This is a genomic window from Phyllobacterium phragmitis (assembly GCF_002980495.1).
Lineage (GTDB): Bacteria > Pseudomonadota > Alphaproteobacteria > Rhizobiales > Rhizobiaceae > Paramesorhizobium > Paramesorhizobium phragmitis.
In genome coordinates, this window is record NZ_PVBR01000139.1 from 1 (window position 1) to 224 (window position 224).

General features: G+C 59.8%; 1 protein-coding gene. It reads left to right on the forward strand.

What is annotated here, in order from left to right; translation table 11 throughout:
- On the forward strand, positions 1-224 hold a 224-nt coding region (locus C5748_RS27710), incomplete at both ends, for an ISAs1 family transposase (protein ID WP_146119679.1).

Sequence of the window (224 nt, forward strand, 5' to 3'; positions counted from 1 at the left end):
CAAAAACCTGCCTCGAACGGCGCTACTATCTGTCTTCCGCGACCCTCACCGCACAACAGTTCGCCCACGCCGTGCGCGCGCACTGGCATGTGGAGATCCGCCTTCACTGGGTCATGGATGTCGTCTTCCATGACGATCTCATGCGCCTGAGAACCCAGAACGGACCCGCCAACATGGCCACCGTCCGCCATATCAGCCTCAACCTCATTCGCTCCATCAACGAC